This window comes from Nocardia coubleae NBRC 108252, from assembly GCF_001612805.1.
Taxonomy (GTDB): Bacteria; Actinomycetota; Actinomycetes; order Mycobacteriales; family Mycobacteriaceae; genus Nocardia; species Nocardia coubleae.
Genome location: NZ_BDBD01000001.1, coordinates 120,159 through 138,684, shown reverse-complemented (window position 1 = coordinate 138,684; position 18,526 = coordinate 120,159). Strand labels below are relative to the sequence as shown.

Genomic DNA, 18,526 nt, shown 5'->3' with positions numbered 1-18,526 from the left:
CGCCCACCAGGGTGCTGGTGGGCGTCGCCGTGGGAGCTAGGTGGTGACCGGCGTGCGGGTGGCGCGGTCGATGAGGTACTCCACCAGGTGGGTGAGCACCGCCTTGGCCGACGGACGGTCGCGGGCATCACACAGGATCACCGGGGTGTTCGGGTCCAGGTCCAGCGCGTCGCGGACCTCGTCCACGGTGTAGCGGGGAGCACCGTCGAAGCAGTTCACCGCGATCAGGAACGGCAGCCCACGACGTTCGAAGAAGTCCACGGCGGCGAAGGAATTGCTCAGCCTGCGGGTATCGGCGAGCACGATCGCACCGAGGGCGCCGCGGCACAGCTCGTCCCACAGGAACCAGAAGCGGTCCTGGCCGGGCGTGCCGAACAGGTACAGCACCAGGTCGCGGTCGATGGTGATGCGGCCGAAGTCGAGCGCGACCGTGGTCGTCGACTTCTGCTCCACCCCCGACAGATCGTCGACACCGGTGCTCACCTCGGTGATCAGCTCCTCGGTGCGCAGCGGGGCGATCTCGCTGATCGAGGAGACCATCGTGGTCTTGCCGACGCCGAAGCCGCCGGCGATGAGGATCTTGACCGAGGCGGCGAGGTGCCTGCTCATGGTCGGGTCAAAGTTTTCGGATGCCATCCAGAACCGCTCGCAATACGTTGAGGTCGCCGGCGCCTGCCTCGGCCGCTACCGGAGCCCGGAAGATGAGGTGGCCGTCGCCGATGAGATCACCGACGAGGATCTTGGTCACCGCAAGAGGAAGTTTCAGCACGGCCGACACCTCGGCCACCGACTGCGGACGTTTGCACAGCTGTGCGATCGTGCCGTACTCGGGTTCGGGCCTGCGCAGGGTCGGCGCGGGATGTACCGCGACAACCACTGTCAGCATGTCCAGGTCGTGCGCCGCACCCATGGTGCGGCCGCGGGTCACCGCGTACGGCCGGACCAGGGGTCCGGCCGCGTCGTCGAACCACGGATCGCCGAGTCGAGTCATGGTGCCGCGTCCTATATTTCGGCCAGCCCGTGACGCGGTTCCGCCGACAGGAAGCTGCCGACCCGCTGCACGGTGAGGTTCATCTCGTAGGCGACCATCCCGAGATTGGCCGACTCGGTGGCCTGCAACGCCAAGCAGGCGTTGTCACCGGCGGAGGTCACGAACAGGACGGCCCGATCGAGTTCGATCACGGCTTGGCGTACGCCGCCGCCGTCGAACCGGTTGCCCGCGCTGCGCGCCAGCCCGTAGAGCGTGGACGACATCGCCGCGAAATGCTCGGCGTCCTCCCGCTTCATCTGGGTGGAGCGCCCGAGCAGCAGCCCGTCGGTGGACAACACGACCGCGTAGCGGACCCCTGCCAGCCGGTCGACGAGATCGTCGAGCAGCCAGTTGAGATCACCTGGTTGGGGAGAGTTCACCTCAGCCTTCCTGTTCGTCCTGGTGAGAGTTCGACAGGGGCTTGCGGCCCTGTCGAGTGCCGATCTCGATCGCGGACATCAGGTCGCGGGCCTGCTCGGCGGAGCGGGGACGCGGCGCGGGCGCGGTCGTTTCGGCGGTGGTCGGTTCCTCGGCGAGTTCGGGTCGCAGATTCGTCTGCCGCTGACGGCGGGGCAGCAGGGGCCTGCCGTCAGGGCCGGTCTCCGGCTGCGGCGGGGCTTCGACCTCGACGACGCGGGTGTCGACGATCGGCTCGGCGGTGCGCGGTGCGGGCGGTTCGGCGACCAGGGTGGCCACCGGTGCCTGCTCGAGCGCGGCGGCGGGCGCCTGCTCGTGCGGGCGGGGCAGCCCACGGCGCAGCGGACCGGTGGTCGCGGGCGAGCTCGGCATCGCCGCCGTCCCGGCGAGCAGGTTCTGCGGGATGAGCACGATGGCGCGGATGCCGCCGTAGTCGGATTCGCTGAGCCGCACCGAAACACCGTGCGCGGTGGACAGTCTCGCGACCACGAACAGGCCGAGACGCGAATCCGAGGACAGCGTGCCCACGCCGAAGTCCGGCGGATCGGCGAGCATGTCGTTGTAGCGGGCCAGATCCTCGGGGCTCATGCCCATGCCCTGGTCGGTGATCTCCACGACCACACCCTTGCCGACGATGTTGCCGCCCGCCTCGACCCGCGACTGCGGCGGGGAGAAGGCGGTGGCGTTGTCGACGAGTTCGGCGAGCAGGTGCACGAGGTCGGCGACCACGGTGCCGACGACGTCGACCTCGGGCAGCTTGGTGACCCGCACCCGCGCGTAGTCGAGGGTTTCACCGATGGCACTGCGCACGATGTCCATCAGCGGAATCGGGTTGCGCCACTGGCGACCCGGGCGGCCACCGCCGAGGATGATGAGGTTCTCGGCGTTGCGGCGTTCACGGGTGGCCAGGTGGTCGAGCCGGAACAGAGTCTCCAGCAACGCCGGATCCTCTTGGCTGCGTTCGGCTTCGTCGAGGATCTCGAGCTGACGATGCACCACGATCTGGCTGCGGTGGGCGATATTGAGGAACACCGCGCGCACACCCTCACGGGTGCGTGCCTCGTCGACGGCCGCGCGCAGCGCTGCCGCGGCGGCGTGCTCGAAGGCGTCGGCGACCTGACCGATCTCGTCGCGGCCGAAGTCGAGCTTCGGGGCGATGTCGGCGGGATCGACCTGACCGCCCTCGCGCAGGGTGCGCATGGTGGCCGGCAGCTGTTCGTCGGCAAGGGCGAGGGTTTCGGTGCGCAGCCTGCGCAGGCGGCGGATGATCCGGTTGGCCAGGATCACCGCGACCAGGAACGCCAGCAGGCTGACCACGACGACGCCGCCACCGGCCATCGCCGCGTTCACCTCGGCGCGCTGTGCGGTCTTCTCGGCCAGCTTCTGGATATGGCTGTTGTGAGCACCGTAGGCCTCGATCATGGCCCGGTTGACTTCGCCTGCGGCGGTGTGCCATTCGGGGATCGACATGGGCAGGGCGGTGACGGTCTGCGTGCGGCTCGACGAGCCGGTCGGCTGCTGCGGCGCGGCGAAACGGCTCACGATCGCCGACTCCATCGCGGCGAGCTGGGCGAAGTGCGGCGAGGACATCATCGCGGCGATCGGGGCGCGCTCGTCCTCGTCGAGCTCGGTGACGATGCCGGCCAATTCGGTGTGGTAGTAACCGATCTGGTTGATGAGCTCCTCGATCGGGATGCCCGTCGGGCCGTCAGCGGTGACCAGCGACAGGGAGATCGCGTTGCTGCGCGACATCGCCTCGGCGGCGTGCAGCAGACGCACGCCCTCGGCCACACCGGAGGCCACCTCCGCGTCGGGGGCGGCGCGCTCGGCCACCTTGGTGCCCTGGGTGAGCACGTCGAGCAGGCGGCTGTAGAAGGTGTAGGCGTCGTTGGCGGGCAGCATCCGCGCGTCGGCGCCCTGGCGCACACCGGTCAGATGCGTCTTGAGAGTGTTGAATCCGCCCTTGTCGTCACCGATTTCGGAATCGTCGACCGCGCGGATATCGGTGGAGATATCGATCAGGCCCTGCACGGCCGCGTCGAGGCGGGTCCTGGCCGGGCCGAGGGCGTCGGCGGCGGTGTCGTCACCGGCCAGATAGGCCAGGGTGAGCTGACGTTCCGACTGCACCGCTTCGATCAGCGCGCGGGTATAGGGGACGGCCGCCTGCATCTCCGTCGCCCAGGTCTTGGCCTTGTTGCTCTCCTCGACCAGGTAGCCCGCCGTGCCGACGCCGACCACCACCAGGGTCAGACTGGGGATGAGAGCGATCGCCAGAATCCGGGTGCGAACACCGAGTCTCGCTAAGAACATCGCCATAACGTAACGGAATTGTTGCAGTGTTGCCGCACGGGTCTCGCTGAGCGAGACGCGATTTGGCATTCGGGGCGACCTCGAGCTCGCCCCGCCGGCTGAGCCGCGATGGCCCAGTCGGCGGGGGCTCGCCGTGCCCTGGCGTACCCGGAGGGGTGGGCCAGGTCAGGTCTTCTCCCGCGCCTACAGCGTGCGGTCGGCGCCGGTGCGCGGTGGCGGCGCGGCCGCGAGCGCGGCGTTCTCCGCCGCGGTCAACTGCCGCGCGCGCAGCACGAATCGCAGGCCGTGCGAGGCTTCCAGGGACTGCTCGGAGGCGGGTCCACGGGTCACATCGATGGTGAGGTGGGTGTCTTTCCAGCACTCGAATTGCTCCGGGCTGATCCAGAATTCGGTGTGCCAGCTCAGCCGACCGAGCAGGATGTCGCTCTTCTCGATCGGGAACTGCCTGGTGGGTAAGCACATCGGCGCGGAGTCGTCCCCGCAGCAGTCGCCCGCCTGCCGGAACAGCACCGGGCCGTTGTCCTCGATGACGCGGCGCAGCAGGTCCTGGGCGCGTTCGGTGATATCCACGCGGTGGATCGTGTTCTGCATCAGAACATCCCTGGTGTCGTCGTCGAATGGCGCACCAGCAGGTTCTTGGACCGCTGGTAGCGCCCGAGCATCATGGCGGTGTTCTCGCCCGCGGCGTGCGCGGGGTAGGGGTGGTAGCAGTTGGCCCACACCCGGCGGGTGCCGACCGCGCCCGCGAACCGGTGCGCGGTGCCGAGATCGCGGGTCCACACGCCCGCACCGAGGCGGTGGGAGGTGTCGTCGGTGACCCGCACCGCTTCGTCGAGCGTGTCGAAGCGGGTCACCCCGAGCACCGGGCCGAAGATCTCCTCCTGGAAGATCCGCATCGAGTTGTCGCCTTCGAAGACGGTGGGTTCGATGTAGTACCCACCCGGCAGGCCGTCGACCTTGCGTGCTTCCCCTCCAGTCAGCACGCGGGCGCCTTCGGCTCTGCCGATATCGAAGTAGGACAGGATCCTTTCGTACTGGTCGTTGCCGGCCTGCGCGCCGATCATCGTCTCGGTGTCGAGGGGATGACCGGACACGACGGCCTCGGTGCGGGCGATGCAGCGGGCGAGGAACTCGTCGTAGATCGACGAGTGGATCAGCGCACGTGACGGGCACGTGCCGACCTCACCCTGGTTCAGGACGAACATCACGAATCCCTCGACGGCACTGTCGAGGAATCTGTCGTCGGCGGCGAGGACATCGGCGGTGAACACGTTGGCGCACTTGCCACCGAGCCGCAGCGACACCGGGACGATGTTCTCGGCGGCGTGCCGCAGGATCAGCCGCGCCGTCGCGGTATCACCGGTGAAGGTGAGCTTGTCCAGCTGCGGGCTGCGCGCCAGCGGAACGCCCGCCTCCGCCCCGAATCCGTTGACCACGTTGAGCACACCGTCGGGCAGCAGGTCGGCGATCAGCTCCACGACGAGCAGCAGCGAGGCCGGTGTCTGCTCGGCCGGTTTTAGTACCACGCAGTTGCCCGCAGCGAGGGCGGGCGCGAGTTCCCATGCGGCGGTGAGGATCGGGTAGTTCCACGGCAGGATGTGCCCGACGACGCCGAGCGGACCGGACAGGTGGTAGGCCACGGTCTCGCTGTCGACCGTGGAGATCGTCCCCTCCTGTCCGCGCAGCACGCCGGCGAAATACCGGAAGTGGTCGACGGCCAGGGGCAGATCGGTGTGCAGGGTCTCGCGGACGGGTTTGCCGTTGTCCCAGGTCTCGGCCACCGCGAGCGGTTCGATGCTGTTCTCGATGCGGTCGGCGATGGCCAGCAGGATGCCCGCGCGGTCGGCCGGGGAGGTCGCGGCCCAGCCGGGAGCGGCGCGGCGGGCGGCGGTGAGCGCCAGGTCGATGTCGGCGGCGCCGGAACGGGCAACGGCGCAGAACGTCTCGCCGTCGACCGGGGAGGTGTTGTCGAAATAGCGGCCTTCGACGGGGGCGACCCATTCGCCTCCGATGAAGTTGTCGTATCGGGCGGCATAGCTGACTATGCCGGTATCCGATCCGGGCTTGCCGTAGATCATGCGTCTCGCTCCTCGCGACCTCGTGCGTGGTGGGACACACTATGGTCGGCGAAGGTTGGTACGAGGTTGGTCGTACCGTTCGCGCAGGTCAGCCCTGGCGCGCGGTGTACAGACGAGCGGTGACGACGGCCCGGCGGACGTCGTCGCGCGGCAGCAGTCGCAGGGCGTGTTCGTGCACGGCGACATCGCCGGGGCAGCGCTGCCCGAAGGCCACCGCGTGCTCGGGACGATCGCTGCCCAGCACCGCGTCGCGCAGGCCGACATCGAGATGGTCGCGCCACTGGTGCACGCCGGGCAGATCGGAGCCGGGTAGCAGCGGTCCGCGATACAGCCACAGCGCCGAGGTGAGGTCGCCGCCCTCGATGGCCGCGAGCAGTTCCACCGCGTCGCACGACACCGCACCGGTGAGCATGTACCGGCGGTTGGTGATCTCGCCCCTTGTCGCCCGGCGCAGATGGGAGACATCGGCTTTGAGCGTGTTCAGCGATACCGCGCGGTCGCCGTAGACGGCGGCGTGCAGCTGTTCCGGGGTGTATCCGTCGGGTTCGAGGGCGAGCAGGGCGAGGATCTCGAGCTGGCGCGGCGGCAGGGGGACGGGACGGCCGTCGCGCAGCAGCCTTGCCGCGCCGAGACATTCGAGACGGACACCGGGAACGGGAGTCGGTGCCTCGGCGCGCAGCATGGTCTCCACGGCCGTCACGAGGGCGCGTACCGAGGTCATCACCATCGGGTGCGAGCGTTCCCAGGTAGAGGACAGATCGAGGACACCGACGGTGCGGCCGTCGGGTCCGTGGATGGGCGCCGAATAGCAGACCCACCCGTGCAGGGCGGCCACCAGGTGTTCGGCGGAGAACACGGTGCAGGCCCGGTCGTCGTGCAGGGCGAGCGACAGGCCGTTGGTGCCCATATGGCTTTCGTCCCACACCCCGCCGGGCGCGAAGTTCACCTGCTCACCCTGGCGGCGCAGGGTGCGGTCGCCCGCGGTCCACAGGATGGTGCCCGATTCGTCACTGACGACGGCGAGGTAGCCGGAATCCTCGGCGATACCACGCAATTGGCCCGCGAGTTCGGTGACCGGCCTGCGTAGCGGTGACTCCCGCCAGCGGCCGCTGATGTCGTCGAGCCCGGGGGCGACGGTCTGGGCCGGGTCGACGGTGTGCAGAGAACGCTGCCAGGATTTGGCCACCTCCCGGCGCACGGGCCCGGTGTCGCGGGGTAGTTGCAGTGGACGCGACGGGGCGGCGAGGCGGTTCCATTGCTTCTCGATCGCGCCACGATAATCCGCGAGCCCGTCGGGCCTGGGCGATCCGGGAATCGGATCGTCGGATGCGCCCACGTTCACTCCTGCTCGTCGGTGGCTGTTCCTGTCTATCAGGTGTGCCACCGGCGTGGGCCGGGATTACGGGCGGACTACCGGGTCACCGGGGTGTGCCCTGTCGCGTCGGCTTGACGCGCGGTCGGTTATTTGTTCAGGAACAGGCCCGCGATATCGGCGTTCTTGATGGGGGTGTCGATATTGCGCTGGCCCGCGCACAGCAGATCGACCTGCACGATCATCGCGTCGACTACGGTGCCTGCCGGTTCGTTGTCGTTGCCCGTCTGCTCTTTGATCGCCTTGGTGATGGTGATCCGCTTGGTGTCCGGCTCCTGGTTGATGTAGTCGCGGCAGGGGGTGTCGCCGCCCTGGTTGAGCAGGCGCTCGACATCGGAGCAGCCGGTCACGAGTGCCGCCAGCACCGCGAGTCCGACCGCGACGGCGCCGCTGCGGGTGGCGTGCATGGTTCCTCCTGAAAGGTCGCGCCCGGTGCGACTCGCCCGGGTCCGCTTCAGACTAGATGCCGAGCGCGGCGAGCCCGGAGGCGGTAGCGGAGCGTGTCCACGCCGGGACCTCGAGAGTCGGCACCATCGAACACAGCGGTCAGCTGCGGTGGATTCGCAACGGCACGAGCAGTTCGTCGGCGGTCAACGACCCGTGATGGCCGGGCATCTGCGATTGCAGGGGTTCGGCGCCGCTGCGGATCACCCCGCTCGTCCCGGTGGCGACCACCACGAGGTCACCGATCCGCGCCGCCACCTCCGGATTCACGCGCGGGCCGAACCACCCGGCCTCGATGACCTGGGCCTTGGTGCGCACCACGAACTCGTCACCGAGCGTGCTCGTCCAGGTGTCGGCGACCTGCTCGGTGGCTCCCGCTTCGGTGTAGACGTGGCGGGCGCGCGGTTCGCCGCCGAGCGCGCGCACGCCCTCGGAGAGGTGCGGGTGGGTGTCGAAGTCGATGCGGTGCACCAGCGGCACCATGCCGTGATCGGCGGTGACGATCAGTGCCGAGCGCGGCGGCAGGTTGCCTGCCAGCTCGGCCGCGATCCGGTCGACATTGGCCAGTTCGAACCGCCAAGCCCTGGTCTGCGGGCCGCGCGCGTGCCCGGTGGTGTCGAGATCCGAATGATAGGTGTAGACAAGGGTTTTCGGTGCCGAGCCGAGCGCGGAGAGCACACCGTCGACCAGGTCGCCCACCGAGAAAGCCGTCCGGAATCCGCCACCGCGCCAGCCGGCGCGGGTGAGACCCGAGCCGTCCTGGTAGCTCGGTGCCACCTGGACGGCCGCGATGCCCGCGGCGGTCGCGCGTTCGAAGGTGGTGCGGTGCGGCTGGATTCGCTCCGGTGGGAACTCGGCGATCGCGTCGAGTTTCGGCCCGTCGCCGGTGAGCTGCCAGCGCAGACCGTTGAACAGGCGGTCCTGCCCGGGCAGTTGGAAGGTGTAGCCGACGGTGCCGTGTTCGCCCGGCGGCAGGCCGGTGCCGAGGGTGGTGAGGCTGGTCGCCGTCGTACTGGGGAACCCGGCATCGAGGGTGGCCGCGGGCAACCCCGAAAGGAACGGCGCCGCAGCGCTTTCGGCGTCCAGAGCGGTGGCACCCAGCCCGTCGACGAGTAGCACGCACACATGATCGACATCCAGCTCGAGACCGAGTCGGTCGTGCTCGCCGGGCACGCCGAGGCAGGCCAGGATCGAGGGGAGCAGGTCGGCCAGTGACGCGTGGCCGTAACGCGGGAGGAGAAGTTCGTTCACGCCTGTCCGGTCTCGAAGCGGCTGATGAGGCCGTTGCGCACATCGAATCGCCAGGTGGTGCGCATGGAACCCCACCGGCTGTTGGTGTAGTCGGCGGTGAACTCGAGTCCGTCGGCTTCCACCGTGTCGATCTCCAGATGCCCGTTGGCGCTGAAGATCTCGGCCTCGGTCCACTGCGCGAGGTTGCGTTCCACGCCGTCGTCGGACATGGTGGCGTCTTCGGCGAGCACGCCGTAGAAGCGGTCGGTGTCCTGGGCGTTGAGCGCGTCGACGAACGCCTCGACCGCGGGATCGAGTTTCACAGTCTCAGCCATCGGGCCTCCTGCTCGTGTTCGGGCGCACTGGGTAGAACAGCCTTACCCACTCTAGGGCCGCTCGCACACCCCGCACCGCAAAATTTTCAGGTGCGTGTGGCGACGAGCGCGGTGAAGGCGCGCATGATCTCGTCGACGAGGTCGGGCGCGTTGGTTCCCAGCTGTTCACTGCGCTTTTCGAGGTGGCCGTCGAGCCACAGCGAGGCCAGTCCGTGGCCGAGACTCCACCACGCCACGGCCAGCGTGTCGGCCTGGTTCGCGGGAAGCTGTCCGGCGGCGACACATTCGGTGACGGTGTCGGCGAGCACGCCGAAGGCGGTGTCACCGGCGTGCGCGGCGTCGGGATGCTTGTCCGGTTGGGACAATTCGGGCCGGAACATCAGCCGGAACAGGGCCGGATTCTCCCGGGAGAACCGCACATAGGTGGCGGCGAGTTCGGTGAGCGCGGCCAGCGGGCTGCTCGCCTGCGCCCGCGTGGCGATCAATTCCTCGGCAAGGCGCTGGAAACCGTCGACCGACAGCGCCGACAGGAGCGCGGCGCGATCGGCGAAGTGGTGATAGGGCGCGCCGCTGCTCACCCCGGCCTCGCGCGCGACCCGGCGCAGGCTCACCGCCGCGAGCCCCTCGCTCTCGATCAGGCGCAGGCAGGCCGCCATCAGGGTGGCTCGCAGGTCGCCGTGGTGGTAACTGGTGCGCTTCACCCCTCCGAGCCTAGGCGACGCGCCCGGGAAAATAGGCACTGGACAGCAAATCTATGCGGTGCTTAGATTATCTGAGCACCGCTCAGATGGGTGGGCTCCTCCGAGGGAACGGAAGAACACCATGACCGCAAGGGTTCTCGTCACCGGCGCCACCGGCTTCGTCGCCGGCCACTGCATCGCCGAACTGCTCGAGCACGGATACGCCGTGCGCGGCACCGTGCGCGATGTGGGCGCCACCGCCAAGCGCGCCCACCTCACCGAGCTGGCCCGCCGCACCGGTGGCGAGCTGGAATTCGCCGCCGCGACGCTCGACGACGATGCCGGGTGGGCCGAGGCGGTGGCCGGCTGCGACACCGTGCTGCACGTCGCCTCCCCGTTCCCCGACAGTCCGCCGGAGAACGAGCGCGACCTCATCGAGCCCGCCGTGCAGGGCACACTCCGGGTGCTGCGTGCGGCGGCCGCGGCCGGGGTGCGGCGGGTCGTGCTCACCTCCTCGGTGGCGGCGGTCGCCTACGGCCACGGCAACGACGACGTGCGGACCGAGAACGACTGGTCGGTCGTCGACCGGATTCCCGCCTACCAGAAGAGCAAGACCCTCGCCGAACGCGCCGCCTGGGAGTACGTCGAATCCCTCGGCGACACCAGCGATCTCGAACTGGTTGTGCTGAACCCGGGCATGATCCTCGGGCCGCTGCTCGAGCCACGAACCAGCACCTCGCACGCACCGATCCAGCGCCTGCTGGCCCGCGACGTGCCGGGTTCGGTGCGCACCGGCTGGTCCCCGGTCGACGTGCGCGACCTCGCCATTGCCCACCGCCTCGCCATGGAAGTCCCTGCGGCGGCGGGCAACCGGTACATCTGCGGCGGCGAGCCGCTGTGGATGGCGGAGCTGGCCGGCCTGCTCGCCCGCGACTTCGGCCCCCAGGGCTTCCGCGTGCCGACGCGGGTACTGCCCAACGCCCTGGTCCGCCTCGTCGCCCGCTTCGACAAGACCGTTCGCCTCACCGTGCCGGTCCTCGGCCGTGCCGAACGGGTGAGCGCCGAGAAGGCTCGCCGCGAACTCGGCTGGACCATGCGCCCGGTGGAACAGACGGTCCGCGACACCGCCGACAGCCTGATCGCCTTCGGCGTCGTCACCGCACCGGGCAAGCGTCGATCAGCACCCGCCGTTCCGGCCGGAACACGTTGAGCGGGAGAGGAAGACGATGCTCATCACCGCTCTGATCCTGACCCTCGTCGGTGCGTTCCGACGGACTCGGCGCCGCCGCGCGGGTGGCGAAGAAGGCGCGGGATCTGCGTCGCGGCGCGTGGACGCCGCGTCCGTATTCGGGGGCCGTCTGCGGTCCGTAGCGCTGGTCGAGGGGTACCGCCGGGCGCGACGCGGGCCGGCGTCGGCCGCGCTGAGTGTCGGTGCTGCGGTGCGCGCTGTGGCGACGGGCGCGGGTGCCCAGATCAACCGTCTCGGACGGCGTATGCGGCAACAGGGACGGGCACTGTCGACTTCGGTGGCGGTACTGGTCTTGGCCGTCACGGGAACCCAATTGGCCTGCGGTTGAACCGGGTTCAGCGCCATTCCTGGCGTTGGAGGTCGAGGATCACCGGGTGCATGAGGGTGGAGACCTGAGGGTCTTTCGGGCGGCGGTCCGGGGGGAAGACGGTGGCGGCGGTGAGGGTTGTCTCGTCCAGGGAGCGTAGGGGAGTGGGGGAGCGCAGGGCGGGGGTCGGGGACTCGTTCATCGCCGCGAGGACGAAGCCCCAGTCACCGAAACTGGGGACATCCACGTGGAACGGGGTGGTGTGCAGTCCGGCAGAGCGCAGGGTGGCGTCGATGGTCCAGAAGGAGCGTGGCGCGAAGAACGGGGAACCGGACTGCACCACCAGGCGGGCGCCGGGCGCCAGGACGTTCGCGGTCATCGCGTAGAACTCCTGCGAGTACAGCTTGGCGACCGAGGTCTGGTCGGGGTCGGGCAGGTCGACGATCACCGCGTCGAAAAGCCCTGGCGCACCGCGCAACCAGTTGAAGGCGTCGGCGTTGACCACCCGCACGCGCGGATCGTCGAAGGCGTGCCGGTTCAGTTCGGTGAGCCGGTCGTCGGTGCGGGCCAGCTCCACCATCGCCGGGTCGAGCTCGACCAGCGTCACCCGCTCCACGTCGGGGTAGCGCAGGATCTCACGCAGCGCGAGCCCGTCGCCGCCGCCGAGCACGAGCACCGAGCGACGTGACCCGGCGAGCACCGGATGCACCAGCGCCTCGTGGTAGCGGTACTCGTCGACGGAGGAGAACTGCAGGCCGCCGTTGAGGAACAGCCGGGTGTCGGTGGTGGCGAACGGCGAGAACGACTCGGTGAGCACGATCTGCTGATACGGCGTGCGGGTCTGCCACACGATCGGATGCGCGAACAGTGCCTGCTGCGCGGTGGCCTCGAAACGGTCGGCGTACAGGTAGGCGCTCGACAGGCCGCAGGCGACGACGGCGGTGGTGGCGATCAATGTGTGCCGGGCGGCGCGGGTCATCCGGTCGCGAAAGAAGAAGAACGCCAACGCCAGACCGGCGATCGCGTTCACCACACCCACCACGAGGCTGCCGCGGATCTGCCCGAACACCGGCAGCAGCAGGAACGGGAACGCCAGGCCACCCAGCAGCGCACCGACATAGTCGGCGGCGAACAGGTCGGCCACCGCGCTGCTGGCCTCCTGCTTGCGCACCTGCTGCAACAGCTCCATCAGCAGCGGGATCTCGGCGCCGACGAGCATCCCGATCACCGCCGCCGCCACGACGAGCGCGGCGGTGTACACGTTGAGCCAGGCGTAGCTGGCGTAGAGCGCCGCCACCGACAACCCCCCGATCACCGCGAGCGCCAGCTCCACCGCGACGAACGCGGCGGCGGCATGCGGGCGCAACGGTTTGGCGAGGAGCGCACCGACTCCCATCGCGCACACCATCACGCTCAGGGTGATCGAGGCCTGCGCGGCGGTGTCACCGATCAGATAGCTGCCGAGGGTCACCAGCGACAGCTCGTACACCAGACCGCAGGCGGCGCAGACGAATACCGTCGCCAGCAGCGCCGCCCGCGCCAGGCGGTGGGTGGGCATCAGGTGAGGCCCGCGGCCACCACCAGCGCGACGGCGACATGGGCCGATGCCGTCACCCAGACCGCCGGGTGCGGTTCGGGATCGGCGACAACGGTCCGGAAATCACCGGGGGTGAGCGCGTCGAGCAGCACGAACGCCAACGCCATCGCGGCCAGCCCGATCACGCCGTACACCGCGCTCGCCAGCAGCGCCTTCACGATCTCCCCGTCGGAGGTCCAGATGGCGGTGGCGACGATGATGCCGGTGCCGAACAGGTTCGAGGCGAGCAGGGTCGCGGCATTGCGGTTGCGTTCGATCCAGATCTGAGCGCGCAGATCACCGGGTGTGAGCAGGTCGACGAGCCCGAATCCGACGGCCATCAACACGATTCCCACCGCGGAATAGGCGAGCGCGGCGCCCGCGTCCGCCCCCAGTTCGGCGAGCATGAGTGTCCTCCTGTGCTTGTGAGGCGAGATGCCCCGAATGAACTACTTGCCGCCGCTGTCGCTGCCGCCACCGCGGTAGTCACCCGCCGCGGAACCGCTGGTCCAGCCGTAGGTGCTGGTGTGCGAGTGATGACGGCGCGTGCCGTTGGCCCAGCTGTCGACCAGCACGAGCGAGCCGCCCGCGTGCGGCGACACCGCGACGAGGTCCTTGTCGAACCGCAGATAGTGGTTGTCGCCGGTATTGCGGCGGTCGCGCGGCTCGGTGGCCTTGGCGATGGCGGCCGCGACCGCGGCGGGCGCGGCGGCCGTGGTGAAGGCGAGGCCGTCGTTGGCCTGGTCGAGCTGGCGGGCACGCTGGTACTTCTCGGCGACGAACTCGCGCGGGTCCTGCGGCCCGGTCACCGCGACGACCGTGACCACCGCGACGATCACCGCGACCACGGAGGCCAGGATGCCGACCACGATCCATCTTGTCCGGGTCACCGTGGCACCCCGAAACCGGTGCGCCACAGAACTGTCGGCGTTGTGCTGATGAGAATCCCTCCCCGTCGAAAAACTGGCCGGACTGTATCACCGGGTTCGCGCCGCCGACCGTGGGGAGTTGAGCAACTGCGATTCAGATCACAGCGGGCTACCGGACCGTGTGCGGTGAGGGGATCGGCGGGGTCAGCGGGGTCGTTGCCACAGCAGCGTGTATCGCCACAGCAGGCGGCGGCGGATCTGCGCACCGGGCAGGAATTCCTCGGCGGCCCGCCGGATTTCGCTGAGCGTCTCCTCGGGATCCCGGATCGTCGCGTTCGGTCCGCCTGCTTCGCGGCGGTGGCGACGGTCGGTGGCCCAGACGACCGGTATCAGCGGGAGGTAGCCGATGTCGGTGAGCGGGTGCATCTTCCAGAGCCCGACCACCGCGAGTGTGCCGCCGGGGGCGACGAGGTCGCGTAGCGCCGCCATGCCTTCGCGGACGGGGACGTGGTGCAGGGTGGCGACGGCGGTCACCATGTCGAAGGTGTCGTCGAGGTCGCGGAAGTCGGCCTTGTCCAGGTGCACGTGGGGTGTCGACGGTGCGTTCGCGATGACCTCGGGGTCGATGTCGATGCCGAGCACCGCATCACAGCGGGTGGCGAGTTTGCGGGCGAGCAGGCCGTCGCCGCACCCGATATCGAGGGCGGTGCGGGCGTGCGCGGGCACCTGTTCGAGCAGCCAGGGGTGGTAGTGCGTGTTGTGGTTCCAGTAGGGGTCCGTCGACATGACCGGTCAACGCCCGCGCGGCCCACAGGGTTCCGAAAGGATCACCGCACAGGCGTTTTCGCGGATCAGGTGGCGGTGTGACCGGCCAGCCAGTCGGCGAATCCGGTGAGGCCGTCGAGCACGACATCGGCGCCGGCCGCGCGCAGTCCGTCGGCATCGTAGGGGCCGGTGGTCACACCGACCGCGAACGCACCGGCCGCCTTCGCTCCGCGCATGTCACCGGCGTGATCGCCGACGAAGATCGACGCCGATTCCGCACGGAGCACCGCCGCCTTCCCGGTGGACCACAGATCTCCCGCCACCCGGTCCACGTCCCACCCCAGATGTTCCACATGTAGACGGGCGTGCGGTTCGTATTTGCCGGTGACGACTAGGGCTCGCCCGCCGCCCGCCCGAACGACTTCGAGCGCGTCGCCCGCGCCGGGCAGGGCCGGGATGCTCGCGATGACATCCGGATACAGCTCGCGGTACCGGGTGACCAGATGCGGGACTAGGTCGTCGGGTGCGCCCGCGTCGCCGAGCAGGGTGGCCAGCGGCGGGCCGAGGTGCTCGGCGAAACGCGCGCCGATCATCGGCAGGTCGAACTCCTGCGCGAGCGTGTCGATCGCCACGGCCACACCCGGCCGCGAGTCGATGAGCGTCATGTCCAGGTCGAAGCCGACGGTGATGGTCACGTCGCCGAGCGTATCGCCGCCGCGCTGGACGACCGATCAGGCATCGGCGCGAAACCGCCGGTAGAGCCCTGATTCACGTGGAACCGCCGCTGCACTCGGTGCCGAAATCGCTTGGGGGAGAGGGAATGCGCGGTGCACGGCGTGCGGGCAAGCAGTGGCAGCCGGATAACCTCGAGTACGGCGAGGGTCGTGATCGTGCAGGTCGGGGCGAATTCGCCTTCGCCGCGCTTGCGGAATCCTCGGTTACTCACATCGCGTGCAGTCATGCATCGAGTGCAATATTCCGGCCATGATCGTGCCTACCACCGCGTGAGCGGGATGCCCGATCGATCTCGGTTCAGCGCACATCGCGCGAGGGGAAGGTGCTCGGAGAAAAACAATGGCAAGGAGGTCGAAACACTCCCTGCCACTCTCAACATATAGCGCACCCCGGGTCTTGCCACAAGCCCCCGGTCGTCCTGCACAATCGCCTGCCTGAGTGTGTGACCAGCGGAAACAGAGGTGGATTGATGATCGACGTCATTGTCGTGGGCGCGGGTCCGACCGGGATGATGCTGGCCGGGGAGCTCCGGTTGCAGGGCGTGCGGGTGGTCGTTCTCGACCGGGATCCGGCACCGACCCCGGTCGTGCGTGCTCTGGGCCTGCACGCCCGAAGCCTCGAGGTACTCGCCCAGCGAGGCCTGGTCGACCGGTTCCTCGCACTGGGCTCGCGCCACCCGCTCGGCGGCTATTTCGCCGGCATCGCGAAACCTCAGCCCACCGGCCTGGACACCACCTACCCGTTCGTACTCGGCCTCCCGCAGCCCGTCACCGAACGCCTGCTCACCGAGCACGCCGTGGCCCTGGGTGCCGAGATCCGGCGCGACACCGAACTGGTCGGCCTCACCCAGGACGAGCATGCGGTGACCGCCGAACTGGCCGACGGCTCCACCCTCGCCGCGCGCTACCTCGTCGGTTGCGACGGTGGCCGCAGCACGGTGCGCTCGCTGCTCGGCATCGGCTTTCCCGGCGAACCCAGCCGGGCCGACACCCTGCTCGGCGAGATGCGGTTGACCGCGACGTCCGACACGGTGTCGGCCGTGAACACCGAGGTGCGCCGGACGCAGCTGCGCTTCGGTGCCGCGCCGATCGGCGACGGGTTCTATCGCGTGGTCGTGCCCGCCGACGAAGTAGCCGAGGACCGCACAGTCCCGCCGACATTCGACGAATTCCGCAGTCGGCTGATCGCCACGGCGGGCACCGACCTCGGCGCGCACACACCGCGCTGGCTCTCGCGCTTCGGCGACGCCACCCGCTTGGCCGAGGACTACCGCCGCGGCCGCGTCCTGCTCGCGGGCGATGCCGCCCACATCCACCCGCCGCTGGGCGGCCAGGGCTTGAACCTGGGTATCCAGGACGCGGTGAATCTCGGCTGGAAGCTCGCCGCCGAGGTCAACGGCTGGGCGCCGGCAGGGCTGCTCGACAGTTACGCCGCCGAACGCCGCCCGGTGGCCGCCGACGTCCTGGACAACACCCGCGCGCAGATGACTCTGGTCTCGCTCGATCCCGGCGCCCAGGCGGTGCGCCGCGTCCTGTCCGAACTGATGGACTTCGAGGGCGTCACCCGGCACCTGATCGAGAAGATCATCGCCACCGCCATCCGCTACGACCTGGGCGACGGCCACGACCTGCTCGGCAGGCGCCTGCCCGATATCGACCTCGCGCAGGGCAGTCTCTACGACCGCCTGCACGCCGGTCGTGCCCTGCTCCTCGACCCGGCCGGTGCGTTGTCGGTGACCGGCTGGGCCGACCGGGTCGATCACCTCGTGGACGGCACGGTCGATCTACCCGCCGCCCTGATCCGTCCCGACGGCCACGTCGCCTGGGTCGGCGACGGACGCCACGACCTCGCCCAAGCCCTCACTCGATGGTTCGGTGAGCCGCGCGCCTGATACCCGGTGCCGGGCACGGAGTTTCGCCGTAGGTCAGGCGGAATCGGTGATCCAGGCGCCCGGCCGACTCACTGGGCCGCTGCGGTGAACGGGGTGACGACCCGTGGGGCGGCGGGCCGGGACGGATGCCGCCACACCCCCTGCCGTTCCAGGATCGGCAGCACACCCTCACCGAACCAGTACGCCTCCTCCAGATGCGGGTAACCGGAGAGGATGAAGTGGTCGATGCCGAGCGCGGCGTACTCGAGCAGCCGCTCGGCCACCTCCGCGTGGGAGCCGACCAGGGCTGTGCCCGCCCCGCCGCGCACCAGGCCCACACCGGCCCACAGGTTCGGGGCGATCTCGAGGTTGTCGGTGCGTCCGTTGTGCAGCCGGGCCATCCGCCGCTGCCCCTCGGACTCGCTGCGGGCCAGGCTCGCCTGCACCCGTTCGATCTCGCCGGGCGCGATGCCCGAGAGCAGCCGGTCGGCCTCGGCCCACGCCTCGGCGGCGGTGTCGCGGGTGATCACGTGCACGCGCAACCCGAAGTCGACCGACCGGCCCTCCAGCGCGGCGAGACCACGAATCCAGTCCAGCTTCTTCGCGACCGCGTCGAGTGGTTCGCCCCAGGTCAGATAGGTGTCGGCATAGCGTGCCGCGACCGGGCCCGCCGGACCCGACGACCCACCGAAGAACACCGGCGGTACCGGATCGGGTCGCGCGCTGAGCAGCGCCTCGTTCACCCGCAGATGCTCGCCGGTGTAGGTGAACGGCTCGGTCGACTCCCAGAGTTCACGCACGATGTGCAGGAATTCCCCGGTGCGGGCGTACCGCTGCTCCTTGTCGAGGAAATCGCCGTAGGCCTGCTGCTCCTTCGGTTCACCGCCGGTGACCACGTTGAGCAGCAACCGGCCGCCGGAGTGGCGCTGGAAGGTCGCGGCCATCTGCGCGGCCAGGGTGGGGCTGACGAGGCCGGGCCGCAGGGCGACCAGGAATTTGAGCGTCTCGCTGGTCTGCACCAGCATCGCGGTGGTCAGCCAAGCGTCCTCGCACCAAGCCCCGGTGGGGGTGAGCACGCCGGCGAATCCGTTGTCCTCGGCGGCCGCGGTGAGCTGATTGAGATAGCGCAGGGTGGCCGGCCGGTCACCGGACATGAAACTGCCGTGCCCGCCCGCGACCAACCCCCGCGAATCGCCGTAGGTGGGCAGGAACCAGTGGAACGACAGTGCTTGCTTACTCATGGCAACGATGCTGACCGG

The 18,526-nt window shown here is 69.4% G+C and carries 19 protein-coding genes; 2 read left to right on the top strand and 17 right to left on the bottom strand.

All coding sequences use genetic code 11. The features are described 5' to 3' along the window. Window positions 1–36: 36 nt before the first annotated feature. The 11 genes from NCO8_RS00700 to NCO8_RS00650 all read right to left on the bottom strand — a co-directional run bounded on the left by NCO8_RS00700 (window position 37) and on the right by NCO8_RS00650 (window position 9,917). Window positions 37–636, bottom strand: a complete 600-nt coding sequence (locus tag NCO8_RS00700) for a GTP-binding protein (protein WP_067492229.1) — start codon at window positions 634–636, stop codon at window positions 37–39. Next, window positions 617–991, bottom strand: coding sequence for a DUF742 domain-containing protein (locus NCO8_RS00695; RefSeq protein ID WP_067492230.1), 375 nt, complete (start codon window positions 989–991; stop codon window positions 617–619). The genes NCO8_RS00700 and NCO8_RS00695 overlap by 20 nt, the downstream gene beginning before the upstream one ends. Window positions 992–1,002: 11 nt before the next feature. Beyond that, window positions 1,003–1,410, bottom strand: a complete 408-nt coding sequence (locus tag NCO8_RS00690) for a roadblock/LC7 domain-containing protein (RefSeq protein WP_067492231.1) — start codon at window positions 1,408–1,410, stop codon at window positions 1,003–1,005. 1 nt (window position 1,411) lies between these two features. Beyond that, the gene (locus NCO8_RS00685) at window positions 1,412–3,757 is read right to left on the bottom strand and encodes a sensor histidine kinase (RefSeq protein WP_067635558.1); all 2,346 of its coding nucleotides are present in this window, start codon (window positions 3,755–3,757) and stop codon (window positions 1,412–1,414) included. 183 nt (window positions 3,758–3,940) lie between these two features. After that, entirely contained in the window at window positions 3,941–4,348 is a 408-nt protein-coding gene (locus tag NCO8_RS00680) for a DUF779 domain-containing protein (RefSeq protein WP_067635477.1), read from the bottom strand. Further along, a complete protein-coding gene (locus NCO8_RS00675; protein ID WP_067635475.1) occupies window positions 4,348–5,835 on the bottom strand; it encodes an aldehyde dehydrogenase family protein in 1,488 nt (495 codons plus the stop codon). Before NCO8_RS00675 ends, NCO8_RS00680 begins: the two co-directional genes overlap by 1 nt. Window positions 5,836–5,923: 88 nt before the next feature. Then, window positions 5,924–7,177 (bottom strand): transcriptional regulator, encoded by a 1,254-nt coding sequence (locus tag NCO8_RS00670; RefSeq protein WP_067635473.1) that lies wholly within the window; start codon window positions 7,175–7,177, stop codon window positions 5,924–5,926. Between the two features lie 119 nt (window positions 7,178–7,296). After that, window positions 7,297–7,614: a hypothetical protein gene (locus NCO8_RS00665; protein WP_067492235.1), complete on the bottom strand. Its 318-nt coding sequence runs from the start codon at window positions 7,612–7,614 to the stop codon at window positions 7,297–7,299. Between the two features lie 139 nt (window positions 7,615–7,753). Further along, window positions 7,754–8,902, bottom strand: coding sequence for an alkaline phosphatase family protein (locus NCO8_RS00660; RefSeq protein ID WP_084456267.1), 1,149 nt, complete (start codon window positions 8,900–8,902; stop codon window positions 7,754–7,756). Next, complete coding sequence (locus NCO8_RS00655) at window positions 8,899–9,216, bottom strand: nuclear transport factor 2 family protein (RefSeq protein ID WP_067492236.1); 318 nt, start codon at window positions 9,214–9,216, stop codon at window positions 8,899–8,901. Before NCO8_RS00655 ends, NCO8_RS00660 begins: the two co-directional genes overlap by 4 nt. An 86-nt stretch (window positions 9,217–9,302) precedes the next feature. Further along, complete coding sequence (locus NCO8_RS00650) at window positions 9,303–9,917, bottom strand: TetR/AcrR family transcriptional regulator (RefSeq protein WP_067635471.1); 615 nt, start codon at window positions 9,915–9,917, stop codon at window positions 9,303–9,305. 121 nt (window positions 9,918–10,038) lie between these two features. On the opposite strand from NCO8_RS00650, the gene NCO8_RS00645 reads away from it, so the two are divergent. After that, window positions 10,039–11,106, top strand: a complete 1,068-nt coding sequence (locus NCO8_RS00645) for an NAD-dependent epimerase/dehydratase family protein (RefSeq protein ID WP_067635469.1) — start codon at window positions 10,039–10,041, stop codon at window positions 11,104–11,106. Between the two features lie 374 nt (window positions 11,107–11,480). Here the strand turns inward: NCO8_RS00645 and NCO8_RS00635 are convergent, their stop codons facing one another. The 5 genes from NCO8_RS00635 to NCO8_RS00615 form a co-directional block, all read right to left on the bottom strand. Next, window positions 11,481–13,010: a polyamine aminopropyltransferase gene (locus NCO8_RS00635; protein WP_067635465.1), complete on the bottom strand. Its 1,530-nt coding sequence runs from the start codon at window positions 13,008–13,010 to the stop codon at window positions 11,481–11,483. Continuing rightward, window positions 13,010–13,435, bottom strand: a complete 426-nt coding sequence (locus NCO8_RS00630) for a DUF350 domain-containing protein (RefSeq protein ID WP_067492240.1) — start codon at window positions 13,433–13,435, stop codon at window positions 13,010–13,012. The genes NCO8_RS00635 and NCO8_RS00630 overlap by 1 nt, the downstream gene beginning before the upstream one ends. Window positions 13,436–13,477: 42 nt before the next feature. Beyond that, window positions 13,478–13,918: a DUF4247 domain-containing protein gene (locus NCO8_RS00625; RefSeq protein WP_167353228.1), complete on the bottom strand. Its 441-nt coding sequence runs from the start codon at window positions 13,916–13,918 to the stop codon at window positions 13,478–13,480. A 183-nt stretch (window positions 13,919–14,101) separates the two neighbouring features. Further along, a complete protein-coding gene (locus NCO8_RS00620) occupies window positions 14,102–14,683 on the bottom strand; it encodes a class I SAM-dependent methyltransferase (RefSeq protein ID WP_067635461.1) in 582 nt (193 codons plus the stop codon). 65 nt (window positions 14,684–14,748) lie between these two features. Continuing rightward, window positions 14,749–15,357, bottom strand: a complete 609-nt coding sequence (locus NCO8_RS00615; RefSeq protein WP_067635459.1) for an HAD family hydrolase — start codon at window positions 15,355–15,357, stop codon at window positions 14,749–14,751. 509 nt (window positions 15,358–15,866) lie between these two features. Between NCO8_RS00615 and rox the strand changes: the two genes are divergently transcribed. After that, window positions 15,867–17,288 carry a rifampin monooxygenase gene (gene rox, locus NCO8_RS00610; protein ID WP_067635457.1) on the top strand — a complete coding sequence of 474 codons (1,422 nt, stop codon included), beginning with the start codon at window positions 15,867–15,869 and terminating at the stop codon, window positions 17,286–17,288. A 68-nt stretch (window positions 17,289–17,356) separates the two neighbouring features. Here rox and NCO8_RS00605 read toward each other — a convergent pair whose 3' ends face one another. Continuing rightward, window positions 17,357–18,508, bottom strand: a complete 1,152-nt coding sequence (locus NCO8_RS00605; RefSeq protein WP_067635455.1) for an LLM class flavin-dependent oxidoreductase — start codon at window positions 18,506–18,508, stop codon at window positions 17,357–17,359. Window positions 18,509–18,526: the final 18 nt, after the last annotated feature.

Excerpts from the sequence above, each read along its gene's own strand:
- NCO8_RS00700 (WP_067492229.1), bottom strand. The coding sequence starts at position 636 with ATGGCATCCGAAAACTTTGACCCGACCATGAGCAGGCACCTCGCCGCC.
- NCO8_RS00695 (WP_067492230.1), bottom strand. The coding sequence starts at position 991 with ATGACTCGACTCGGCGATCCGTGGTTCGACGACGCGGCCGGACCCCTG.
- NCO8_RS00685 (WP_067635558.1), bottom strand. The coding sequence starts at position 3,757 with ATGTTCTTAGCGAGACTCGGTGTTCGCACCCGGATTCTGGCGATCGCT.
- NCO8_RS00680 (WP_067635477.1), bottom strand. The coding sequence starts at position 4,348 with ATGCAGAACACGATCCACCGCGTGGATATCACCGAACGCGCCCAGGAC.
- NCO8_RS00675 (WP_067635475.1), bottom strand. The coding sequence starts at position 5,835 with ATGATCTACGGCAAGCCCGGATCGGATACCGGCATAGTCAGCTATGCC.
- NCO8_RS00665 (WP_067492235.1), bottom strand. The coding sequence starts at position 7,614 with ATGCACGCCACCCGCAGCGGCGCCGTCGCGGTCGGACTCGCGGTGCTG.
- NCO8_RS00655 (WP_067492236.1), bottom strand. The coding sequence starts at position 9,216 with ATGGCTGAGACTGTGAAACTCGATCCCGCGGTCGAGGCGTTCGTCGAC.
- NCO8_RS00645 (WP_067635469.1), top strand. The coding sequence starts at position 10,039 with ATGACCGCAAGGGTTCTCGTCACCGGCGCCACCGGCTTCGTCGCCGGC.
- NCO8_RS00635 (WP_067635465.1), bottom strand. The coding sequence starts at position 13,010 with ATGCCCACCCACCGCCTGGCGCGGGCGGCGCTGCTGGCGACGGTATTC.
- NCO8_RS00630 (WP_067492240.1), bottom strand. The coding sequence starts at position 13,435 with ATGCTCGCCGAACTGGGGGCGGACGCGGGCGCCGCGCTCGCCTATTCC.
- NCO8_RS00620 (WP_067635461.1), bottom strand. The coding sequence starts at position 14,683 with ATGTCGACGGACCCCTACTGGAACCACAACACGCACTACCACCCCTGG.
- rox (WP_067635457.1), top strand. The coding sequence starts at position 15,867 with ATGATCGACGTCATTGTCGTGGGCGCGGGTCCGACCGGGATGATGCTG.
- NCO8_RS00605 (WP_067635455.1), bottom strand. The coding sequence starts at position 18,508 with ATGAGTAAGCAAGCACTGTCGTTCCACTGGTTCCTGCCCACCTACGGC.